Source organism: Amycolatopsis sp. NPDC021455 (genome assembly GCF_040640995.1).
Lineage (GTDB): Bacteria > Actinomycetota > Actinomycetes > Mycobacteriales > Pseudonocardiaceae > Amycolatopsis.
In genome coordinates, this window is the sequence record NZ_JBFACT010000006.1 from 97,577 (window position 1) to 115,556 (window position 17,980).

The following is a 17,980-nucleotide window of genomic DNA, read 5'->3' on the forward strand; positions in this document are numbered from 1 at the left end:
GGGTCACAGCTTCCGGTAGGGCGCCGGGCTGAGCCGGTCGCGGGCGAGCAGTTTCAGGTACTGCACGACGGTGCGTCGCAGCTTCAGCTTGCTGGGTCCCTGCTTGCGGTCGTACCGCAGGGCGAGCGGAACCTCGGTGATCACCGGGCGGCAGTGGCGCAGCTTGAGCAGCAGCTCGACCATGCAGGCGAAGCCCTGTTCTTCGATGAGCCGTTCGCCCCAGTGGGCCGACGCGCGCGCCAGCAGCGACGCCCGGTAGGCGCGGTAGCCGCTGGTGAAGTCCCGGACGCCGTCGACGTCGAGGGCGCGGTGGAACAGCTGCGCGGCGCCGCGGGAGAGCAGCCGCCGCCCGAACGGCGCGGTCCGGTCGTCGCCGCCCGGGACGAACCGCGAGCAGATCGCGACGTCCGCGCCGGCGGTGATCTCGGCCTGCAGCGCGCGGATCAGCGCCGGGTCGTGCGTGTCGTCGGCGTCCATCACGACGACGACGTCGTCCGGGCTCGCGTCTTCCAGCGCCGCCCGGAGCCCGGACTGCACCGCGCGGCCGAGCCCGAGGTTCACCAGGTGCCGGACGACGCGGACGTCGAGCCCGCCGTAGCCCGCCTCCGCCACGGCGACCGTGGCGTCGGCCGAGCCGTCGTCGACGACCCAGACGGTGACCTGCTCGGTGCGGGCCACGTCGGCGAGCCGGCGCAGCAGCGGCGGCAGGGACGCTTCTTCGTTGAACGCGGGCAGCACGACGTGCGCCCGCCCGCCGGTCCGTCCCCCGGTGGGATCCGGTCCGGTGGGGTCCGGTTCGGACAGTGTGGCCAGGGTGGTCTCTTCGCGTGCCACGATTCCCCTCTGCTCGGTTGTGTCGATGCCCGCAGTGCTGCTCACCCGGACGGAGTCGGGTTTCGTGCGGCTGTCGAGTGATATTCGGCTATGTTGTGTGGTTTCTTTAGTGGCCCGGAAAATCCCCCGGAAGGACGCGCGTCATCAGAACTACTTGGTGTTTCCAAAAATCACCGGATCGGGTCTGTTGGACGCCCCTATCGGGTGTATTTCCGGGACTTCGCGGGAAAGTTCACTCGATCGAGCCGGTGTTGTCTCGAATGGCTGAGTCGTGCGGAAAGCGAGAATGGGATCCTCAATGTCAAGAAGAGGTCGAGACCGGTGACTGAACTGAAGGACACGGTCCTCGCCGAAGCGCTGCCGGCGCAGCGGCACCCCCGGCCGGGCGACGCCCGGCCGCGCGACCGCCGGGACGATTCCGCCCGCGGCCGCCCGCTGCTGGCCCGCGTCAACGCCGTGGCCGTGCTGCTCGCCGCCGTCGACGGCGGCGCCTGGCTGACCGCGGTGCTGCGGACCGGCCCCGGCCCGGTGTGCGCGGTGGTGACGGCCGCGGCGCTCGCCGCGACCCGGGTCGGCGGCCGCGTCCACCGCCGCCGGCTCTGGCTCTCCTGGCTGCAGGACCTCCCGCGCTCGGTCACCGCCACCGCGCTGGCGTTCGCGCTCGTCACCGGAACGGCGCTCGTGGCCGGGATGGAGGGGGACGACACCGCGCGGATGCAGGAGGTCGTCCTGCTCTTCGCCGTGGTGAGCGAAGGCGTCCGGCCCGCGGTCTTCGCGTTCGGCCGGTGGGGCCGCCGCCGGCTGCGCCGCTGCGACCGGGCCGTCGTGGTGGGCTCCGGGCGGATCTGCGGCGAGCTGGTCCGCACCATGCTGGAACACCCGGAGTTCGGCCTGCTCCCGGTCGGCGTCGTGGCGTCCGCGCCGGACCCGGCGTCCGACGGCCTGCCGGTCGAGCCGATCGGCGGCGACCTCACCGACGCCATCACGCGGCTGCGTGCGGGCACGGTGATCCTCGCGCCGGCGGGCGACGGCGACAGTGCCGTCGTCGACGCCGCCATCACCGCCCACCGGCTGGGGTGCGTCACCCTGGTGCTGCCGCACCTGTTCGAGCTCTGCCCGGACGGGCCGGGCGTCGACCGGCTGCGCAGCTACCCGCTGGTGTGGCTGGGCGGGGCGCCGACGCGGCGGCCCAGCTGGTGGGTCAAGCGCGCCGTCGAGACCACGCTGGCCGCGGCCGCGTTGTTCCTCCTCGCGCCGGTGATCGCCTGCTGCGCCTTGGCGGTCGCGGTGGAAAGCGGCTTCCCGGTCTTCTTCCGGCAGGTGCGGGTCGGGATGGACGGCGGCACGTTCGTGCTCTACAAGCTGCGCAGCGTCCGGCAGGCCGCCGTCGACGATTCGCAGACCCGCTGGTCGGTCGCCGGGGACAGCCGGGTCGGGCCGGTCGGCCGGTTCCTCCGCCGGTCCTCTTTGGACGAGCTGCCGCAGCTGTGGAACGTCGTGCGCGGGGACATGTCGCTGGTCGGCCCGCGGCCGGAACGGCCGGTGTTCGTGCACGAGTTCTCCGCCGTCCACGACCTGTACTGGGCCCGGCACCGGGTGCCGACCGGGCTGACCGGACTGGCCCAGGTGCACGGCCTGCGCGGGGACACGTCGATCGCGGACCGGGCGCGCTACGACAACTACTACATCGCGAACTGGTCCCTCTGGCTCGACCTCAAGATCGTCGTCCTCACGGTGGGAGAGCTGCTGTGCCGAAGGCAACGCTGATCCGCGAACACCCGGTGGCCCGCTTGACGGCCGTGCTCGTCCTGCTGGCCGCCGGCCTGACCGGGTGCGTCACCAGCTCGGCGCAGGAGATCTCCTCGCCGTCGCCGAAGCCGCTGGCGCCCTGCGGGTGGTGGTACGGGATCGGCAAGGCGCCCACCGCGGACGAGATCGTGCAAGCGGCGCGGCGGTACGACGTCGTCGTGCTCAACGCCGACCAGAGCGCGGCGATGCGCCGGCTGCACCAGCTCAACCCGCGGATGAAAGTGCTGGTGTACAAGGATCTTTCCAGTACGCGCAACTACCCGGGCGCGGTCGACGGCGGCCACGACGCGGCCTTCCTGCCGAGCGGCGTCGGCTACGTCGCCGCCCAGCAGAACCACCCCGAGTGGTTCGCCGTCGACGTCAAGGGCCGGCGCATCGAGTGGCAGGGCTACCCGCGGCACTGGCAGATGGCGGTGTGGAACCCGGCCTACCAGCAGGCCTGGACCGACGCCGTCCTCGCCGAAGTGAAGCACGAGGGCTGGGACGGCGTCCTCGCGGACAACGACTTCAACACGCTGAGCTTCTACTCGTCCGCGGTGCTCGCCGGCACCAAGAACGCGGCGGAGACCGACCGCAAGCTGCGCGACGGCCTCGACGCGTTCCTGTCCCTGGCGGGCGATGCCTTCTCGGGCGCCGACAAGCTCTTGGTGCCCAACGTATCCGAGACGCACCTGGTGCCGGGCCGGTGGACCGCGCACTCCCGCTTCGGGGGCGCGATGGAGGAGAACTTCGGGTTCCGCGAGGACGGCGGGACCGGCGGGCTCCTGACGTTCCGCGGCAACGAGTTCCAGGAGCTGCGCGCCCAGGCCGCGCTCGGCGAGTCCCTGCTGCTGCTGGTCACGCGGACGCACAACGCGCGGGAGGAGCGGGCCGGCTACGCGTCCGCCGCGCTGCTCGCCGGGCCGAGGACGTGCTGGACCCGGGCGACCACCGACGACTACCGGAACCCGGAATGGTCGGCGTTGCAGGACAGCGGGCTGGGCGAGGCGGTGGACGCGGCCGGCCGCCTGCCGAACGGCGTCTGGACCCGGACGTTCACCCACGGCTGGATCGCGGTGAACCCGACGGGGTCCACCCGGACGGTGGTCCCGCCCGAAGGCCTGGTCAAGCCCGGCTCGCCGCGGCCCACGCCCACACCCACGCCCACCTCGTCCACGCCGAGTTCGTCCACTGCCACGCCCACGCCGACCTCACCCAGCCCCACTGCCACTTCGAGCGCGGCTCCCGCCCCCATCACCCTCGAAGCCGCGGACGCGGTCATCCTGGTCGACCCGCCGGCCCGGGCCGTGCGGTGGACCGTCACCCGGGACGGGTTCCGGATCGGCAACCTCTGGGCCCGGTGAGTCACGCGCGCCGGGCGGGCCGCGGCGAGCCGGTCAGCTGGTCGTAGAGGGCCAGGTGGCGGCGGGCGCACGCCTCGGGGCGGTAGCGGGCCTGGGCGCGTTCGGCGAGGAGCCGGCCGAGCCGGCCCGGGTCCCGTTCCGCGAACAGGGCACGCAGTGCCCCGGCGAGGGCGGGGACGTCACCGGGCGGCGGCAGGAACGACGGGCTGCCCGGCAGGTCGAGCATCGCGGGCACGCCGCCGGTGGCCGTCGCCAGGACGGGTTTCCCGGCGGCCATCGCCTCGGCCACCACCAGCGGCTGCTGCTCCATTGTGGACGGCAGGACGAGCGCGTCCGCTTCGGCGAGCAGGGCGGGCACGTCCGGCCGGAACCCGAGGAACGTCACACGCCCGGCGAGCGGTGACTGCTGCGCCGCTCGTTCCGCTTCGGCGCGTTGCGGGCCGTCGCCGACCACGGTCAGCCGCGCCTCGGGCGGCAGTACGCCGGGAAGAGCCAGCGCGGCCAGCAGGTCGAGGATTCCCTTGCGCTCCACCAGGAGCCCGGCGAAGACGAGGTGCCGCACCGGCCCCCGCGGCGGGGTCGGCGAGGCCGGGTCGACGCAGTTGTCGATGTGCGCCAGCCGTCCCGCGGGGACCCGCAGGCGGCGGCGCAGGAACGAGCCCATCGCCTCGGCCGGCACGATGGTGCGGTCCACCAGCCGGGCGACGACGGCGTCCGCTGCGAGCACCGTCCGCGTGTAGGCCGACGGCCCGCCGCCGCGCGAGCCGCGGAACCAGGGCTCGGCGACGTCGTCGGGCACCCCGTGGTACGTCTGGACCAGCACGGGACGCGGCCCGAAGCGCAGGCCCGCGATCACCAGGCCGGCGCGCCGGTCCTGCGCGTGCACGACGTCGGGCCGCCACGCCCGGATCGCCGCGCGCGCCCGGCCCGCCGCCGCGACGTCTTCCTTGTTGCCCACCGTCAGTTCCTCGTGGATGCCCTCGAGCAGGGACGCGCCCCGGGCGGGGACGGGGCCGAAGACGCGGACGTCGGCGCCGTCAACGCCGCAACTAGCGAGCGTCGCGGCCAGGCGGACGGTGACGTCCACCGGGCCGCCGCGGTCCTGGGTGAGCAGGTAGGCGATACGGGTCATGAGATGCGCTCCGACGGGGTGAATTTGTCGACGAGGGCGGCGATCTGGTCGGTCATCCGGCCGCGGTCGAAGGACAGCGCCACGCGGCGGCGGCCGCGCTCGCCTTCGCGCCGGGCGAGTCCGGGGTCGGCGAGGCGGTCGGCCACCGCGTCGGCGAGGCGGGCGACGTCGCCGGGCGGCAGCACCGCGCCGGCGTCCGCGATGCTCTGGTGTGTCCCGCCGACGTCGAACGCGACGACCGGCCGTTCGCACGCCATCGCCTCCAGCGGCACCAGGGCCATGCCTTCGGCCCGGGAGGGCAGGACGACGACGTCCGCGGCCGTGTACCAGGCCGCGGGGTCGTCGGTGTGCCCCGGCCACAGCACGGATTCGTGGCGCGCCATCGGATGCCGTTCGCGCCACACGGGACCCATGGGCCCGTCGCCGGCCAGGACGAGCATCGCGTCCGGCAGCCGCCGCAGGATCTCCGGCCACGCCGACAGCAGCTGGTCCTGGCCCTTGAGCTCGGCCAGGCGGCCGACGCACACCGCGATCGGGGCCCGCGCGGGCAGGCCGAGCCGCCGCCGCGCCGCGAGCCGGTCGCCGGGGACGAACCGGGTGGTGTCGACGCCGTTGCAGACGACTTCCGCCTCGGCCGTCACGCCCGCCGCCCGGCCGGCGGCCAGCTCGTCGTCGCTGACGCACACGAGGAGGTCCGTCCACCGCGAGGCGAACCGTTCCCACGCGGCGGACGCGCGGCGCAGCGGCCCGCGGGCGGTCTCGAAGGACCACAGGTGCGGCTGGAAGACCGTCGGACGGCCGCCGCGCACGGCCAGCCGGCCGGCGAGCCCGGCTTTCGAGCTGTGCAGGTGCACGACGTCCGGGTCCAGCTCGGTCAGGAGCCGGCGCAGCCGCAGGGCCTCGGTGAGCGAGCGCGGACCGGGGGAGCGGCTCGCCGCCCAGCCGCGGACGTCGATGCCGAGTTCGCGGGCGCGGTCGGCGAGCCACCCGGGAGGACACACGACGGTGACCGGCCAGCCCCGGTTCCGTTGCGCCACCGCGAGTTCCAGCACGACCACGGCGACGCCGGCGGTCACGGGCTGGGTGACGTGCACGATCCTCACCGGAGACCTCCCCGGCGCAGTTCGGCGAGCGCCTTGCGCTGCAGCAACAGCGTCGCCCCGGCGTACCCGGCGACGAGGACGGCGGCTTCGGCGAGCGCGCCCGGCAGGGAGCCGCCGAACACGCGCTCGACGGCTATCGCGGGCACCGCCCCGGCGGCGCAGGCGAGCAGGACGCGGACGAGCGTGCCCGTAACTGATGGTGCTACGCCGAGCCCGGCCAGCACCCGCCAGGCGAGCGGCACCACCAGCCACGCGGCCGCGAGCTGCACGGCGGCCACGGCGCCGATCCCGAAGCGGGTCAGCAGGACCAGCCCGGCCGCCAGCAGGACCAGGTGCGTCGTTTCGAGGGCCAGGTACCGCCGCACGTGCCCGGTCGCCTTCACCGCCTGGTACCAGATCTGCAGCAGGCAGATCGCGACGCCGTAGCCGGACAGCAGCACGAGCGGGCTGCTCGCGCCCGCCCAGCGCGTGCCGAGCAGCACGACGCGGTCGGCCAGGACCGCGAGTGCCAGGTAGAGCCCGCCGGTCACCACGAGCACCGCGCGGGTGAACCGGGTGACGGCCCCGCCGAGCGGCGCGCCTTCGCGCCGCAACCGCGTGAACACCGGGAAGGCGACGGCGCCGAGGACGACCGCCACCATGATGTACGGCACCCAGGCGAGCCGGTACGCGAGCGAGTAGACGCCGACGGCGTCCGGGCCCAGGACATGGCCCACGGCCAGGTAGTCGAGGTTGACCAGCAGCGCGCCGACGACCGCGGCGGGCCCCACGACGGCGACCCAGCGCAGCACTTCCCGCGCCGCCGCGGCATCCCAGCACGGCCGTACCCCGCCGCGGACCAGCGCGCCGAGCAGCGGTTGCGCCACCGCCGTGGCCAGCAGGCCGAGCACCAGCGAGAGCGGCCCGGCGCCGTACAGCGCGAGGACGACCGTCAGCGCGGCGCCCAGGACCGCGCCGCCGCCGTCGGGCAGCAGCCGTCGCCGGAAGTCCAGCTCCCGGTGCATCAGGCCCATCTGGACCCCGCCCGCGGCCGAGAACGGCAGGCCGAGCGCGGCCAGCCGGACGAGCCCGGCGGCGTCCGGGGTGCCGAGCGACGCGGTGACCGGTCCGGCGGCGGCCGCCAGCGCGGTGGCCAGGACCAGCCCGGCGCCGACGCTCAGGGTGAGCACCGTGCCGGCCGTGCGGCGCGGATCGCGTTCGGTGCGGCCGATGACGTCGTAGACCCCGATCGACTGGACGACCTGGCCGAGGTTCACCAGCGCCACCGCGAGCGCGACGGCGCCGAGCTGCCCTTCGGTGAGCAGGGCGGCCAGCACCAGCGTGACGAGCATCTGGCTGCTCTTGCTGACGAGGTTGACCGCGCCGAGCCACAGGGAGCCGCGGACCGCGCGGGTGCCGAGCGCGGTCGTCACGCGGCCCGCGCCCGGACGGCGGCGAACACTGCGAGGCTCCACGCTACGACGACGGCGACACCGTCCACAGTGACCGATGTCCGCGCGCCGAACGCCGAGACCACCGCGGAGTCCACTGTGTACAGATGGGCGAACGGGACGGCGAGCGCGAGGACCGCGAGCCCGGCCGCGGTCCCCCCGGGCTCGGTTCGGTGGCGCATGGCCACGACGGCCATCGCGGGGACGGCGATCAGGACGTCCCCGGGCTGGTGCACCACGCAGGCCACGACGGCGAGGACGGTCAGCAGGTCGGCGATGGGCGGGGTCGCTTTTCCGGCGAGCACCGCGCTGGTGACGAGGACGCCGGCCAGCACCACCAGTTCGGAGGGCACCCAGCCGGTGACCCGGAACAGCACGGCGGCGATGTCGATGCGTTGCGCGGTAAGGGAGTCGACGGCGCCGTAGTCGGTGCCCCGGGCGTGGGTGAGGTTCGCGACGACGACGTCGAGGAAGGGCCCGATCCCGCCGCTGCGGACTATGAGAAGCACGACGACCGGCAGGCTGGCCGCGGCGGCGATCGCCGTGCCGGTGAGGGCGACCCGGCGTGAGCCGCGGGCGAACAGCAGGACGGCCAGGGGGAAGCCGTACTGGGGTTTGAGCCAGGCCAGGGCGAGGGCCAGTGCCGCCCAGCCCGGCCGGTCGCGCCTGGCGAGCAGGGCGCCGGCCGCGCCGACGGCGATCAGCGGGTTGATCTGGCCGACGTAGAGCTGGGCCTTGCCCACCTGGCTGGTGACGAGCAGCGCCGAGACGACCGCTGTCGTAACCGCGAACGGGACGTACCGGCGGAGTGCGTGGGCCGTCAGGGCGGCGAGCGCCACCAGCAGAAGCAGTGAGAAGACGCTGAACGCGACGGCGCCGGCGCGGTAGCCGAGCAGGGCGAACGGTGCGTGCAGCAGGAGGTGGTAAGGCTGGTACAGGTTGAAGTCCTGGCGGACCGGCCAGTGCGCGAACATCGCCGCGGGGTCGTAGGGGTTGCCGCCGGTGAGGAACTCGCGGATCGGGAAGTAGAGGGCGTCGCGGAAGTCCTGCAGCCGTTCCTCGGCGAGGTTCGCCGGGGTCGGGAGGGGGACCTGCCAGGAGGGTGCGAGGGCGTGCCAGGCGCTCAGGGTTCCGGCGAGGGTCGCTCCGAGGAGGACGAGCCGCTGTTTCGGGGTCAGGCCGGTGGCGCGGGTGGGGATGGCGTGTGGGGTCGAGGTCATTCCGGCGCCACCGCCGTGGTCAGGGCTCCGGCGAGGCCGCGGCGGTTTCGCCGGCCGGCGGTGTTGCGAGGGGCCGGGATGCCCCCAATGTGGCGTTGGGTGCGTTGGACGCACCGAACGCCACATTGGGTGCGTTGGGTGCACCGAATGCCACTTTGGGTGCGTTGGGTGCACCGAACGCCGCGTTGGGTGCGTTGGGTGCACCGAACGCCGCATTGGGTGCGTTGGACGCGCCGAACGCCACTTTGGGTGCGTTGGACGCGCCGAACGCCGCGTTGGGTGCGTTGGGCGCACCGAACGCCACATTGGGTGCGTTGGGTGCACCGAATGCCACTTTGGGTGCGTTGGGTGCACCGAACGCCGCGTTGGGTGCGTTGGGCGCACCGAACGCCACATTGGGTGCGTTGGATACACCGAACGCCACATTGGGTGCGTTGGATACACCGAACGCCACTTTGGGTGCGTTGGATGCACCGAATGCCACTTTGGGTGCGTTGGATGCACCGAACGCCGCATTGGGTGCGTTGGACGCACCCAACGCCACATTGGGGGCGCTTGCCCGCCGCGCTACGAGAGGTCCGCGCGAGAACAGCTCGCTGTCTCGAGGTCATGCCAGCACCACCGCCACCAGCACCGCGTCCGCCGGCAGCACGCCCGTCGCCGCGGTCAGCTCCGCCTGGTGCCGTCCGCCCGTCGCGACCGCCACCACCGAAGCGCCTTCGCCGTGCTCGAGCGGCAGGCCTGCCGCCAGTTTCGCCGCCGTCTCGGCCAGTTCCGGGGTCACCGGCAGCACGCGGACCGGCCGACCGGCCGCTCGGCACAGCACCGCCAGCCGGTCGGTCGCCGCCGGGTCGTCCGCCCGGACGACCGCCACCGGCCGATGCACTCCCGCCGCGGCCAGCGCGCGGCGTACCGGGCCCGGTCCCGCGCCCGGGGTCAGCCGGCGCAGGGCCGCCGTCGCCAGGCCGGCCGCGACCGCGGCGACCAGCGCCAGCCCGAGCACCAGCGGGGCGTCCGGCGCCAGCGCGACGACTTCCGGCCGCTGGTCCAGCGTCCGCAGCTTCGCGGCCGGGGCCAGCAGGTCCGCGTCGATCATCGCTTTGCCCAGCGCCGTCGCCGTCGCGCCGGCCTGCTCCGCCGAGGCCGCCCGCACCGACAGGCGCGCGAGGCCGGACGCCGGGACCAGCTCCACCGAGACGTGCCCGGCCAGCTCGTCGGGGGAGTACCCGGACACCGGCGCCGCCGCCCGCAGCACCGAGGGGCTGCGCGCCAGCTCGACCAGCGCGGGCAACGCCAGCGACACGACCTCGCCGTACGGACCGTCCACCGCCGCGGGCGTGGCGAGCAGGCTGACCCGGCCCTGGTACTCGTTCCCGCGCGTCAGGCCGACGAGCAGCACCAGCGCCCCCGCCAGCAGCGCCACGGCGGTGCTCACCACAGCAGTGCGTTTCATCGGGCACCTCGGAGCAGCTCGTCGTAGGACTTCATGAGCGTGTGCGGGTCGTAGTCGCGCTCGACGGCCCGGATTCCTGCCGCCGCCACGGTTTCCCGCGTCACCCGGTCGAACAGCAACGTGTTCAGCGCTGAAGCCGTCGCCGCCGGGTCCCCCGGTGGCACGACGAGCCCGCCCCCGCCGGACAGCACCTCGCCGATGCCGCCGACGCCGGTCGCGACCACCGGACGTCCCGCCGCCATCGACTCCAGGACCGCCAGCGGCAGGCCCTCCCAGTCGCTGGTCAGCACGGTGACGTCGGCCGCCGCGAGCAGATCCGGGACGTCCGCGCGGGTGCCGAGGAACTCCACCCGGCGGCCCAGCGCCTCGCTGCGGCGCTCGAGCTCGCCGCGCCGGCTGCCGTCGCCGGCCAGCCACAGCACCGCGTCGCCGTCGACCGCCGCCCACGCGTCCAGCAGCACGTCGTGGCGTTTCTGCGGCTCCAGCCGGGCCAGGCAGAGCGCGACCGGCGTCCCCTCCGGGACGCCCAGGGAGGCGCGGACCTCCGCGCGGCCGAACACCGGCGGGCGGGCGAACACGGCGTTGCGGATCACCACCGGCCGGTCGAGGCCCGCGGCGACCAGCCGGTCCGCGGTGGCGGGCGAGACGGCCACGACCTGGCCAGAGGTGCGGCGCAGGATCCGCGCGGCAGCGGCGTAGTCGTCCTCGGCGACGCCGTGGAAGACGGTCAGCAGCGGCCGCCGCCGTCCCGCGGCGAGGGCCAGGCGGGCCACCAGGCTCGCGCCGACGTTGTGGGCCAGCACGACGTCGGGCCGGAACCGCGTGATCGCGCGGCGGGTGGCCCAGGCCGCCTTCAGCACGCCGGCCTTGCTGCGGCGAGCGAGGGGGACGGCGAACGTCGGCGTGCCGTCCGCGGCCAGCGCGTCGGCGCGGAAGCCCCCGCCGCTGGCGACGGCGGACACCCAGCCGTACTCCTCGCCGCGGGCCACCATGCCGGCCACGAGCGTCTCCGCCCCGCCGGACCCCATCTCACTGATCACGTGCAGCACCCGCATCGGCGCTTCCCTTTCCTTGTCGAATTTCGGCCGCGACGGCGACCGCGGCCAGCGACCACAGCGGCAGGTAGTACTGCTCGGACAGGAACGTCGAGGTGACGACGACGGCGAGCAGCGACGCCTGGATCGCGATCGCTTCCGTGCGCGCGGGCCCGGGGCCGGCTCGCCGGACGGTCCGCTCGCTCGTCACCGCGGCGGTGACGAGCACCCCGGCGAACAGCGCGAACCCCGGCAGGCCCAGTTCGGCGGCGACCTCGAGGTACATGTTGTGCGCCACCGGGGTCTGCTCGTCGACCTCGGCATCGTGCGACTCGGCGGCGTAGTGCTCGCGGAACCCGCCGGGCCCGACGCCGAGCACGGGGTGGGCGGTGAGCATCCGGGCCGCCGCCTGCCAGCGCAGCTCCCGGGTGTCCACATTGGACGCGGCGATGAAGCTCTTCTCCTGCAGGGCCCGGTCCAGCTGAGGACCGGCGAACAGCAGGGCGGCGACGCCCAGCCCGACGGCGGCCGCGGCCGCCGCGGCGAGCACCCGCCACGGGAGAACCCGCCGCACCAGCAGCCAGCCGACCGCCGCGGCCAGACCCAGCGCGCCGCCGCGGGAAAACGTCGCCGTCGCACCGGCGACGAGGATGACCGCCGCCGCTGTCAGGGCGAGGCCCCGGCGGTTCGGCGCGGCTGTCGAGGGAAGCCCCCGGCCAGGGCGGTTCAGCGCCGCCAGCAAGGGGACCGCCGCCACCAGGAAGTACGCCAGGTCGTTGGGATCCGGCTGCGGCCCGCTCGCGCGGGCTTCGCCGCCGACGACCAAGCTGAACAGGGCCCCGGCCCCGGCGACGGTCGCGCCCGCGGCGGCGGCCAGCAGCAGCCACCGGATCGGGACCTCGCGGCTCGCGACGTCCGCGAGCACCGCCGTCACCACCAGGAACGGCAGCCAGCGCACCGTGTACTCCGCGGTGAACTCGCCTGCCGAATGCAGGGCCGCCGTCGCGGCCAGCACCGCGGCGAGGAGCGCCAGCACCGCGTGCAGCGGCGTCGGGCACGGAAGCCGCCGGCGGCGGATCCGCGCCACCAGCCACGTCAGCGTCAGCATCGCGGGGGCGACCTTGCCGAGCTGGCTCTGCACGGCCGTCAGGTAGCCCTCGACCGGAGCCAGCGCCACCGTCGCGCACGCGAGGACACGCAGCACTGTCGCTTCACGACTCAGCGAGGGCCGGACGACCGCGAGAGTTGTCATCTCCCGGCGTCCAGCCGCGTCGCCGGGCGGGTGCGCCGCACGGCCGTCCGGCGGACGAACTCGCCGGTGCCCACGACGTCGAAGTGCTCGCGCAGCGCCGAAAGCACCCAGCCGAGCCAGGCCACCTTCCGCGCACCCGGTGCCGCCATGCCGGGGAAGAACTCCATCCCGGGGGCCTCGGCGGCGCCGAGCACGTCGGTGGGGTGCAGCAGCAGCGAAGGGGACACCCCGCGGGCGACGCAGAGCCGCAGCGCCGTCCGGAAGTACCCGCGGGCCAGCCGCGGCGAGATTGCGTGCAGCTGCTGCAGATACGAGCCGTGGATCGGGGTGCGCAGCAGCGGCATCGTCGTCACCGGCAGCTCCACCGGCCCGTCGCCGCGAGACGTCCGCCAGCGGTAGGCGTGCACCGGCGCGAGCACGCGGGAGAAGCCGCCGAACAGCTCGTCGAGGCCCTCTTCCGTGCCTTTCGCCGTGCGGTTGTGGTACGCGCGGGCCAGCGGGCCGATCCACGTCGGCAGGGTGCTGGCGTCGTAGGCGTAACCGCGTTCGGCGAGCAGCTCGACGAGGTCGCGCGTGACGCTGTAGCCGGGCCCGCGGAACCCCTCCGGCCGGGGCGCGCCCGCGGCGGCGATCGCGGCTTCGGTGCGGCTCAGCTCGTCCTCGAGCCGGTCGCGGGAATAGCGGTGCAGCCAGGGTTCGTGGCCGAAGGAGTGGTTGCCCACCTCGTGGCCCGCCGCGGCGATCTCGGCGACCGCCTTGGCGCCGTCTTCGCGGACGACGTCGGCGCCCACCACGAACACCGTCGTCGTGAGCCCCTGCTCGCCGAGGATCTCCAGCAGCCGCGGCACCGCGGACGGCAGGTAGCTCGGGTGGCCGCGCCAGCCGGGATCGCCGTGGGTCTTGAGGTAGGCCCAGAGGTTGTCGAGGTCGACCGAGACGCTCGCGAGCGGGCGGGACGTCACGCGGGCTCCCGGACGACGTCGAGCGCGCTCGCCCGCGACTGCAGGCCGAGCAGCAGCACGCCGGACACGACCACCGCTAGCCCGGCGGCGACCCACGGCTCGCGGCCGGCGAGGACGTGGTCGCCCAGGACGGCGATGCCGGTGACCGACGCCAGCACGATCGTGGTCGCGTCGGCCGTGGCCACGACCGCCGCCGCCGGGCCGCGCTGCAGGGCGCCGGCCATCGCGGCCTGCCCGAGCACGGCGGCGGCCAGCATCAGCCAGGTCAGCGGAATGCCCGGCAGGGCAAGGAGATCGCGGTGCGCCAGCGTCCGGCTGGCCACCGCCACGACGGCGAAGGCGACCCCCGACAGCACCGCGGACGGCAGGAACGCGCCGGTCCGGCCGGCCGGGATCATGGCCAGTCCCGTCCCGAGCACCACCACCGCCAAGACGGCCACCCCGGCCGGGGAAAGGTCGCTCGCGACCGAAGCCGACGACGACCCGGCCAGCGCGACCAGCCCGGCCGCGAGCAGCACCAGCGTCGCCGCCTCCGCGCCGCGGATGCGCCACCCCAGGACGGCGACGCCGAAGACGGTGGCCAGGCCGATCGCCGACGACGACGCGGCCTGCACGAGGTAGAGCGGCAGCTTCGCGCGCGCGAAGAACGCGAGCGCGAAACCGCCCGCCTGCCCGGCGAAGCCCAGCAGGTACAGCCGGTCGGCGGCCAGCCGGGCCAGCAACCCCAGTCCGGTGCCCGGCCGGTTCCCGGCCCGCCGGGCGGCGACGCTCTGCGCGACGATCCCGACCGCGTACAGCACCGCGGACGCCACGAGTACCGCGTAATCCACCACTGACGACTCCTCTCGTCCCGGGTCGGCCACGGCAAAGCGTAGGAACGCGGAAGCGTTGTCACTTTCGAAGGATGGAATAACGAAGTCCGTCACGCAGGGACAGTGTTTCCCTGGCTCCAATCCACTCGAAAGCGTGGCACGACAACACATGCCCGACCTCGCGCGGCCACATTGCGTAATGACACGTCGATCGGGTCGGATGTCTTGAACGACTCGTTCAGGTCGCGGGACGTCTTGAACGACTCGTTCAGGTCGCCGGACGTCTTGAACGAGTCGTTCAGGACGTCGGAGGCTGCGCGGTTCCGGCGCGACCCGGACGAGCGCACCCGTTCGGGTTAGCCGAACCCCGGTCAGCGCCTCGCGCACCCCACACGATCGGTGAACCGGCTGGAATGGCCGCCGGGGCGTCAGTACGTTTTCCGCACCAAAGGCATTGCGCGCATTGCCGGCACAATTGTCGATCGAGGAGAATCCCATGTTGAAGAAAATCGGTTTCGTCACGGCCGTCATGGCGGCCGGCGCTTTCGCGGCCGGCGGAATCGCGGCGGCCGGCACGCCGCACGACGACCACCACGGCTACGACCACACCGGACAGGTCGGCCTGGTGAACCTGAACAACACCGACGCGCTGCACAACGTCAACGGCACGCTCGGCTTCTGCGGCAACGACGTCAACGTGCTCGGCGTCCAGGTGCCGGTCCACGACTCGCTGAACGGCATCGGCGTGCCGATCCTTTCGCCGGGTTCGGCCGAAGCCGAGGGCGAGTCGCCGTACAACTGCGCCTCGAGCGGCCTTTCCGACGGCGGGACCGCTCAGGGGAACTGACGACCCGGGACGAGCCGCCGCGCGAATTCCCTTCGCGCGGCGGCTTTTCGCTGGAGAAAGCCAGGACGAGTGGAGCACGACCGGGGCCGGGCGTTCGCCGGGGGCGCCGATCCGGTGGCCGAGAACGAGCAGCTGCGCGAGGCGTTGTCGTCCCAGCCGGTGATCGAGCAGGCCAAGGGCATGGTGATGCTGCTGCGCGGCTGCGGCGCCGCCGAGGCGTTCGACGTGCTGGTCGTGGTTTCCCAGCGGAGCAACGTCAAGCTCCGTGACGTCGCCGCGGTCGTCGTCGCGGCCGGCAGCGAGGCCGGCCCCGGAACGGCCGGCGATGAAACGGAACGCGCCGTGCGGGCCGCGTTGGGCGTCCACTGGCCGGGGTGACGGCGGGCCTGGTGGACCGGCGGGACGGCGCGTCGCCCGGCTGCGGGCTCGGCTGAGGGGTTCGCACCCCGCCGGTCCACCAGAGTGGATGCTCGCCCCGGGGGTCAGCGGAACGAGGATCCGTCCGTCGAGAATAAGCTCTCCGGCCGGTTGCGTGCTGCTTTTCCCCGGGTGGTCGTCGCGTGAACTAATGTGCGAATCGGCTCCGGAGAAAATGCGGACCACCCGGCCACGGTCCTTTCGTGGAAGCATGGCCCACATGACACTGCCTGCCCTTCCCGAGGAGTCCTTCCGGCGTGTGCTCTGCGTCGTCGCGCACCCCGACGACATGGAATACGGCACGTCCGCCGCCGTCGCGCGCTGGACCGCGCGCGGCATCGAAGTCGGCTACCTGCTGCTCACCCGCGGCGAGGCCGGGATGCCGAACCCGCCCGAGGAGACCGCACGCCTGCGGGTCGCCGAGCAGCGGGCCGCCTGTGCCGTGGTCGGCGTCGAGCACCTGACCGTCCTCGAACACCCCGACGGCGTGCTCGTCTACGGCCTCGACCTGCGCCGGGACATCTGCCGGGAGATCCGCCGCTTCCAGCCCGACGTCGTCTTCGGCAGCGCTTTCGAGGTCGAGACGCCCTACGGCTTCGACCAGGCCGACCACCGCGCGGCCGGCCTCGCGACGCTGGACGCGATCCGCGACGCGGGCAACCGGTGGGTCTTCCCGGAACAGATCGCCGACGAGGGGCTCGAACCGCACTCCGCGCGCTGGTACCTCACCCCGGGCATGACGGACGCGACCCACGGCGTCGACGTCACGGGTGAGCCGCTGCGCCGCGGCGTCGCCTCGCTGGAGGCGCACGCCGCGTACCTGGCCGCGCTCCCGGACCACCCGGCGCCCGCCGAGTTCATCCCGCAGTTCGCCGCGATGAGCGGCGAGGTCATGGGTGTCGAGCACGCCGTCCTGTTCCGGGCCCACGACCTCCAGGAGCCCCCGGAACTGTGACGCTCAGGCCGGGGTCGCCTTGTCGACATGTGGACTCCTGGGTGCCCGGAGACGTCGCCGACCCGCCACCCCGAAGCCGGAATTGTGACTACGGCCGGTAGCGCCGCGTCAAGGCGTATCGGGGTGCAGGGGGAGGTCTGGGTGGAGCGCCGGTCGTGCCTCAGCGTGCAGTTCACGACGGTTCGGCGACTGAAGCGTGCTCGCGTTCGGCGACTCCACCGCCGGCACGGCGACCACCACGGGCAACGCGAACCACCGCCGGCCGGCCGGCGCCGTACCATGGCGTCGCGGGCGATCACCTGCACCCGGACGACGGGGGACCGAGGCCGTGGCGAGCGCCGTCGACCTGGCGAAGCTCCGGCAGGGAGGCTACTGAGATGCCGCAATTCGACCTTTCCCCGGCCGAGCTCGAGCGGTACCGCATCACGACCGCCGAGCCCGAGGACCTCGACGGCTGGTGGGCCGCCCGCCTCGACGACGCGCGCGCGGTGGCGAAGCCGGCCGAGCTCGTCCGGTACCGGCCGGACACCTACGGCCCGTTGCCGGTGTGGGACGTGGAGTTCTCCGGGGCGAACGGGGACCGCATCCGCGGCTGGTACCTGCGCCCGCCCGGCTCGGCGGACGAGCCCGTGCCGCTCGTGGTCACCTTCATCGGCTACGGCGGCGGGCGCGGGCTGCCGGTGGACCACACGGCGCTGCCGTCCGCGGGGTTCGCGGTCTTCGTCATGGACGTCCGCGGCCAGGGCGGCCGGTGGACCGTCGGCGCCACCGGCGACCCCGGGCGGACCGGGGCCGGACCGGAGTTCCCCGGCGTGCTGACCCGCGGCATCGCCGACCCCCTGACCTACTACTGCACCCGGCTGATCACCGACGCCGCCCGCGCGGTGGAGGTCGGCGCGCGCCTGCCGGGCGTCGACGCGGACCGGATCGCGGTGCGCGGGGCGAGCCAGGGCGGCGGCCTGGCCCTCGCGGCGGCCGCCCTGAGCGGCGACGCGGTCCGCGTGTGCCACGCCGACGTCCCGTTCCTGTGCGACTTCCAGCGGGCGGTGACGGTGGCGGGCAGCCCGCCGTACACGGAGATCAGTGACTTCCTCGCCCAGCACGTCGACCTGGTCCCCGCGGCGCTGGACACGCTGCGGTACGTCGACTGCGCGCTGCTGGCCCGGCGCATCACCGCCCAGTGCCTGCTCAGCGTGGGCCTGATGGACGAGGTCTGCCCGCCGTCGACGGTCTACGCGGCCTACCACGAGATCCGGGCCCCGAAGGAACTGGCGGTTTCGCCGTTCGGCGGCCACGACGTGCCCCGCGCGCACTCCGAGTACCAGCTGAGCCGGCTGCGGGCCGGCTTCGGAGGCCGGCCGTGATCGCGTCGACGAG

General features: G+C 74.0%; 17 protein-coding genes. 6 read left to right on the forward strand and 11 right to left on the reverse strand.

The genetic code is table 11. The annotated features are described in order from the left end of the window. Window positions 1-3 precede the first annotated feature (3 nt). The gene (locus AB0G28_RS11595) at window positions 4-834 is read right to left on the reverse strand and encodes a glycosyltransferase (RefSeq protein WP_361086520.1); all 831 of its coding nucleotides are present in this window, start codon (window positions 832-834) and stop codon (window positions 4-6) included. 321 nt (window positions 835-1,155) lie between these two features. Here AB0G28_RS11595 and AB0G28_RS11600 point away from each other — a divergent pair, with 321 nt between their 5' ends. Both AB0G28_RS11600 and AB0G28_RS11605 read left to right on the forward strand, forming a co-directional pair. Then, window positions 1,156-2,601, forward strand: a complete 1,446-nt coding sequence (locus AB0G28_RS11600) for an exopolysaccharide biosynthesis polyprenyl glycosylphosphotransferase (RefSeq protein ID WP_361086523.1) — start codon at window positions 1,156-1,158, stop codon at window positions 2,599-2,601. Further along, on the forward strand, window positions 2,583-3,986 hold the full coding sequence (locus tag AB0G28_RS11605) for a putative glycoside hydrolase family 15 protein (protein ID WP_361086526.1): 1,404 nt from the start codon (window positions 2,583-2,585) through the stop codon (window positions 3,984-3,986). The genes AB0G28_RS11600 and AB0G28_RS11605 overlap by 19 nt, the downstream gene beginning before the upstream one ends. Before the next feature lies 1 nt (window position 3,987). Here the strand turns inward: AB0G28_RS11605 and AB0G28_RS11610 are convergent, their stop codons facing one another. From AB0G28_RS11610 to AB0G28_RS11655, 10 genes are all read right to left on the reverse strand, one after another. Further along, window positions 3,988-5,118 carry a glycosyltransferase family 4 protein gene (locus AB0G28_RS11610; protein ID WP_361086529.1) on the reverse strand — a complete coding sequence of 377 codons (1,131 nt, stop codon included), beginning with the start codon at window positions 5,116-5,118 and terminating at the stop codon, window positions 3,988-3,990. Next, window positions 5,115-6,221: a glycosyltransferase gene (locus AB0G28_RS11615; RefSeq protein WP_361086532.1), complete on the reverse strand. Its 1,107-nt coding sequence runs from the start codon at window positions 6,219-6,221 to the stop codon at window positions 5,115-5,117. Before AB0G28_RS11615 ends, AB0G28_RS11610 begins: the two co-directional genes overlap by 4 nt. Beyond that, entirely contained in the window at window positions 6,218-7,633 is a 1,416-nt protein-coding gene (locus AB0G28_RS11620; RefSeq protein WP_361086534.1) for an oligosaccharide flippase family protein, read from the reverse strand. The genes AB0G28_RS11615 and AB0G28_RS11620 overlap by 4 nt, the downstream gene beginning before the upstream one ends. After that, window positions 7,630-8,871 (reverse strand): glycosyltransferase family 87 protein, encoded by a 1,242-nt coding sequence (locus tag AB0G28_RS11625; protein WP_361086537.1) that lies wholly within the window; start codon window positions 8,869-8,871, stop codon window positions 7,630-7,632. Before AB0G28_RS11625 ends, AB0G28_RS11620 begins: the two co-directional genes overlap by 4 nt. A 19-nt stretch (window positions 8,872-8,890) precedes the next feature. Next, window positions 8,891-9,409 (reverse strand): hypothetical protein, encoded by a 519-nt coding sequence (locus tag AB0G28_RS11630; protein ID WP_361086540.1) that lies wholly within the window; start codon window positions 9,407-9,409, stop codon window positions 8,891-8,893. Window positions 9,410-9,478: 69 nt separating this feature from the next. Continuing rightward, complete coding sequence (locus AB0G28_RS11635) at window positions 9,479-10,324, reverse strand: hypothetical protein (protein WP_361086543.1); 846 nt, start codon at window positions 10,322-10,324, stop codon at window positions 9,479-9,481. Next, window positions 10,321-11,379 carry a glycosyltransferase gene (locus tag AB0G28_RS11640; protein ID WP_361086545.1) on the reverse strand — a complete coding sequence of 353 codons (1,059 nt, stop codon included), beginning with the start codon at window positions 11,377-11,379 and terminating at the stop codon, window positions 10,321-10,323. Before AB0G28_RS11640 ends, AB0G28_RS11635 begins: the two co-directional genes overlap by 4 nt. Then, complete coding sequence (locus AB0G28_RS11645; RefSeq protein WP_361086548.1) at window positions 11,354-12,610, reverse strand: O-antigen ligase family protein; 1,257 nt, start codon at window positions 12,608-12,610, stop codon at window positions 11,354-11,356. Before AB0G28_RS11645 ends, AB0G28_RS11640 begins: the two co-directional genes overlap by 26 nt. Continuing rightward, window positions 12,607-13,572, reverse strand: a complete 966-nt coding sequence (locus AB0G28_RS11650) for a polysaccharide deacetylase family protein (protein ID WP_361086551.1) — start codon at window positions 13,570-13,572, stop codon at window positions 12,607-12,609. Before AB0G28_RS11650 ends, AB0G28_RS11645 begins: the two co-directional genes overlap by 4 nt. Then, window positions 13,569-14,405 (reverse strand): hypothetical protein, encoded by an 837-nt coding sequence (locus AB0G28_RS11655; RefSeq protein WP_361086554.1) that lies wholly within the window; start codon window positions 14,403-14,405, stop codon window positions 13,569-13,571. The genes AB0G28_RS11650 and AB0G28_RS11655 overlap by 4 nt, the downstream gene beginning before the upstream one ends. A gap of 475 nt (window positions 14,406-14,880) precedes the next feature. Between AB0G28_RS11655 and AB0G28_RS11660 the strand changes: the two genes are divergently transcribed. The 4 genes from AB0G28_RS11660 (at window position 14,881) to AB0G28_RS11675 (ending at window position 17,967) form a co-directional block, all read left to right on the forward strand. Then, window positions 14,881-15,231, forward strand: a complete 351-nt coding sequence (locus AB0G28_RS11660) for a hypothetical protein (RefSeq protein ID WP_361086557.1) — start codon at window positions 14,881-14,883, stop codon at window positions 15,229-15,231. A 69-nt stretch (window positions 15,232-15,300) separates the two neighbouring features. Beyond that, entirely contained in the window at window positions 15,301-15,609 is a 309-nt protein-coding gene (locus AB0G28_RS11665; RefSeq protein WP_361086560.1) for an ANTAR domain-containing protein, read from the forward strand. A 250-nt stretch (window positions 15,610-15,859) separates the two neighbouring features. Further along, on the forward strand, window positions 15,860-16,603 hold the full coding sequence (locus AB0G28_RS11670) for a PIG-L deacetylase family protein (RefSeq protein WP_361086563.1): 744 nt from the start codon (window positions 15,860-15,862) through the stop codon (window positions 16,601-16,603). A gap of 377 nt (window positions 16,604-16,980) precedes the next feature. Further along, on the forward strand, window positions 16,981-17,967 hold the full coding sequence (locus AB0G28_RS11675) for an acetylxylan esterase (protein ID WP_361086566.1): 987 nt from the start codon (window positions 16,981-16,983) through the stop codon (window positions 17,965-17,967). Window positions 17,968-17,980: the final 13 nt, after the last annotated feature.

What these genes read in the sequence shown, in the direction of transcription:
- AB0G28_RS11675 (WP_361086566.1), top strand. Translation starts at nt 16,981, where the DNA reads ATGCCGCAATTCGACCTTTCCCCGGCCGAGCTCGAGCGGTACCGCATC.
- AB0G28_RS11640 (WP_361086545.1), bottom strand. Translation starts at nt 11,379, where the DNA reads ATGCGGGTGCTGCACGTGATCAGTGAGATGGGGTCCGGCGGGGCGGAG.
- AB0G28_RS11635 (WP_361086543.1), bottom strand. Translation starts at nt 10,324, where the DNA reads ATGAAACGCACTGCTGTGGTGAGCACCGCCGTGGCGCTGCTGGCGGGG.
- AB0G28_RS11660 (WP_361086557.1), top strand. Translation starts at nt 14,881, where the DNA reads ATGTTGAAGAAAATCGGTTTCGTCACGGCCGTCATGGCGGCCGGCGCT.
- AB0G28_RS11645 (WP_361086548.1), bottom strand. Translation starts at nt 12,610, where the DNA reads ATGACAACTCTCGCGGTCGTCCGGCCCTCGCTGAGTCGTGAAGCGACA.
- AB0G28_RS11610 (WP_361086529.1), bottom strand. Translation starts at nt 5,118, where the DNA reads ATGACCCGTATCGCCTACCTGCTCACCCAGGACCGCGGCGGCCCGGTG.
- AB0G28_RS11670 (WP_361086563.1), top strand. Translation starts at nt 15,860, where the DNA reads ATGGCCCACATGACACTGCCTGCCCTTCCCGAGGAGTCCTTCCGGCGT.
- AB0G28_RS11625 (WP_361086537.1), bottom strand. Translation starts at nt 8,871, where the DNA reads ATGACCTCGACCCCACACGCCATCCCCACCCGCGCCACCGGCCTGACC.